Here is a 3,535-nt window from a genome sequence, read left to right as displayed (position 1 = left end):
GTGATGCGCGGCTTAAGCTCGGTGATGTCCGGCTTCTGCAGATTGATGGTCATTGTCTCCGTCCTTTGCCTTTCACGCCGCTTCGCCGCCGCGGCCGCCTATGGGGCTGTCCCCGTCAATTTAGAAACTGTCTCTCAACCACTGACTCATGCGATGCAGTTTTCCGCCCGTTCCGGTCATTTTGAGACCGGAAATTCCTTTCGCCGGATGACTCTCGAAGCTCGCCATCTGCGGATAGATCAGAAGCCCCACCGCAGCCGAGAAGGCCGGCCCCTTCGCCGCTTCCGGCAGACCGGCCACGCCGAGCGGGCGGCCGATGCGCACATTGCGTCCCAGGATGCGGCGCGCCGCCTCCGGCAGGCCGGCAAGCTGGCTGGCGCCACCGGTAAGAACCACACGCTTGCCCACTGCATTGCCATAGCCGGACTTGTTCAGCCGGTCGCGCAGCAGTTCGAGTGTCTCGTCGATGCGGGCGCGCACGATGCGCGTCATCACCGAGCGCGGGATCTGCAAGGGCACGTCACCATCGTCGCCGATCGGCTGGATCGAGACCAGGTCGCGGTCGTCGGCGCTGCCCGGCAGTGCCGAGCCATGCATCACCTTCAGCCGTTCGGCGGCATCGAGCGAGGTCGACAGCCCCTTGGCCATGTCCAGCGTGACATGGTTGCCGCCGATGGCGATGGCGTCGCCATGGACGAACTTGCCTTCCGAAAACACCGAGATCGTCGTCGTGCCGCCGCCCATATCGATGCAGGCCGCGCCCATTTCCAGTTCGTCGTCGACCAGGGCCGCCAGACCACTGGCATAGGGCGTCGCCACCATGCGCTCGACCGACAGATGCGAACGGTTGATGGAAAGCTCCAGATTGCGCATCGGGGCGGCGTCGCCGGTCAGCACATGCATGTCGACGCCGAGTGCGTCGCCGACCATGCCACGCGGATCGCGCACGCCGCGTTCGGCATCCAGCGAGAAACCGACGGGAAGCGAATGGATCACCTCGCGCTCGGCCTTCAGCGCCTGCTTGGCGCCGGCGCCGAGAACGCGCTTGATGTCGGCCTCGTCGGCCTCGTGGCCGCCTAGATTGATGGTGGCGGAGAAGGCTTCGCTCTTCAGCCGGCCGGCCGTCATGTTGACGATCAGCGAATCGACCGTCAGCCCGGCCATGCGCTCGGCCGCGTCGACGGAAAGGCGGATGGCATGTTCCGCCCTATCGAGGTCAACCACGACACCCGACTTCACGCCTTGCGACTTCTGATGGCCGATGCCGATCACCTGGATCCGGTGCGAGCGGCCGCGCAGCAGCTTGCCGTCATCGCATGGCTTCAGCTTGGCCACCATGCAGCAGACCTTGCTCGAACCGACATCCAGCACCGTCAGGGTGCCGGACCGGCGCGACGCGGCATTGCCAGGACCGCCAAGCCAGCTCATATCTTCGTCTCCGGCTTGCGCTTCAGGCTCTTGGGTTTCTCGTTGAGGGCGGCTTCGCGCTGCGTCGCCGCTTCGGCCGTCAACTGCACAACCAGCCGGTCCGTCAGGCGCATGTCGACGGCGGCGATGTCGCGCGACAGCAAGCCGTTATCATGATCCATCTTGACGAGTTCGGCGAGCGCCTGTTCCTCGTCATCCTCGGGAAGCTTGATGGTGATGCCATTGTCCAGCTTCAGGTCCCAGCGCCGTTCGCCAACACGGATATAACCTTTGATCCGGCTCGCGAGTTCGGGATATTTTTCGACCTTGGCCAGGAAATCGGGCGCGCTCGCCGGCGCGCCGGTGCCGATCAGCAGCGGCAGGAGCGCCTGCTTGCCGCCCGAGAACGGCGCGATCATGTCGCCATTCCTCTCGATGACCGAAAGCGCGTCACCCTGCTGCCAGAGCGCGAAAGCCTCACGCTCCTCGACGCGCACTTCCAGAGTATGCGGGTAGACCTTGCGGACGGCCGCGACCTCGATCCAAGGCAATGTCGCAATTCGTTCCCGCGCGGCCTCGGCATTAAAGCCGATCAGCGACGTCCAACCGTCGAGTTCAAGCCTGTCGAGTATGTCGATTTCCGAGGTCTGGCGATTGCCGACCACCTTGACCTGATCGACGGCAAAGCCGGTACGGGCGGTGATGCTCTGCACGATACCCTCGACATGACCGCCGAGATAGGCGCCATAGGCGCTGCTCGATAAAATCAGCACGGCCGACATCATGGCCGCGGAAAAGCGCGGCGCCTGGAATTCCCCGACGCCCAGGCGCGCCAGAATGCGCACCGGGCGGCGCAGCATGCGCGGCAGCACGAAATGGCCCGACGACAATGGCAGGCCGAACAGCGCCGGCCCCGCCGCGCCCCTCTCCCAACCTTGTCTCCATTTCAACGCAGGCACGAAGCGTCCTCCACCATCCAACTCAACAAATCGCCAAACGAGTGCCCGGCCTGGGCGGCGATTTCAGGCACCAAGGACGTCGGCGTCATACCCGGCTGGGTGTTGACCTCGAGCCAGACAATCTCGCCGTTTTCGGAATGACGATCGTCATAACGGAAGTCCGAACGGGAAACGCCGCGACAGCCGATCGCTTGGTGAGCCTTGAGCGCCAGTGTTTGTATTTTTTGGTAAATATTCGGTGAAACTTTTGCGGGGCATTCGTGCTTTGATCCCCCGGCGACATATTTTGAATCATAGTCGTAGAAGGAATGGCCGGTCGGGATGATCTCGCAGACCCCCAGCGCCACATCGCCCATCACCGCGCAGGTCAGCTCCCTGCCGTGGATGTAGCGCTCGACCATGACGGTATCGCCATATTTCCACTCGGACGAGCCAAGAACCTGCGGCGGATGCGACTGGCCCTCATGCACGATGACGACACCGAAGCTCGAACCCTCATTGACCGGCTTGACCACATAGGGCGGCTTCATCGGATGCTTGCTCTGGATGGCGAAGCGGCTGGCGACCTTCGATTCGGCGACCACGATGCCGACCGACTTGGCAACCCGCTTGGCCTGCTCCTTGTTCATGGCCAGAGCCGAGGCGAGCACGCCAGAATGGGTGTAGGGAATGCCGAGATATTCAAGGATGCCCTGAATGGTGCCATCCTCGCCAAAAGGGCCATGCAGCGCATTGAAGGCGACATCGGGCTTGAGCTCGGCAAGCACGGAGCCAACATCGCGCCCGACGTCGACACGGGTGACCTGGTAGCCTTCCTTCTCGAGTTCATCGGCACAAGCCTTTCCCGACGAAAGAGACACGGGCCGCTCGGACGAAAAACCACCCAGCAGGACGGCCACATGCTTGTTTTTCATTCCCCGGCATCCCCTCTCTCACGGCGGACCAAAACCAGATTTTCCGCAACATTGAGTCAGAGTCTCCCGGCAGGTTGCCCCCCCAGACGGAAAACGCTGAAAACGCGTCGAACGACTCAAATCAGGAAACGCTTTCGAGCAGAGAATCAGAGAGTTGATTCACTGGCAAGTGCTTACGATTCCGAGAGATTCACTTTCTGAGAAAATGGATGCGAAAAGCGTGTCGTTGAGTCTTTGCGGCAACGGTCGCGGACC

General features: G+C 62.3%; 3 protein-coding genes. All 3 read right to left on the bottom strand.

Annotated features, from left to right (window positions below):
• Positions 1-120: 120 nt before the first annotated feature.
• The 3 genes from ftsA to EOD15_RS30900 are packed head-to-tail and all read right to left on the bottom strand — an operon-like array spanning position 121 to position 3,280.
• A complete protein-coding gene (gene ftsA, locus EOD15_RS30910; protein ID WP_127322969.1) occupies positions 121-1,428 on the bottom strand; it encodes a cell division protein FtsA in 1,308 nt (435 codons plus the stop codon).
• On the bottom strand, positions 1,425-2,366 hold the full coding sequence (locus tag EOD15_RS30905; protein WP_127409145.1) for a cell division protein FtsQ/DivIB: 942 nt from the start codon (positions 2,364-2,366) through the stop codon (positions 1,425-1,427). Before EOD15_RS30905 ends, ftsA begins: the two co-directional genes overlap by 4 nt.
• On the bottom strand, positions 2,354-3,280 hold the full coding sequence (locus tag EOD15_RS30900) for a D-alanine--D-alanine ligase (protein ID WP_127409144.1): 927 nt from the start codon (positions 3,278-3,280) through the stop codon (positions 2,354-2,356). Before EOD15_RS30900 ends, EOD15_RS30905 begins: the two co-directional genes overlap by 13 nt.
• Positions 3,281-3,535: the final 255 nt, after the last annotated feature.

Source organism: Mesorhizobium sp. M7A.T.Ca.US.000.02.2.1, from assembly GCF_003996995.1.
GTDB lineage: Bacteria > Pseudomonadota > Alphaproteobacteria > Rhizobiales > Rhizobiaceae > Mesorhizobium.
The sequence above is the reverse complement of the archived record's forward strand: the minus strand, read 5'-3'. Positions and strand labels throughout refer to the sequence as shown.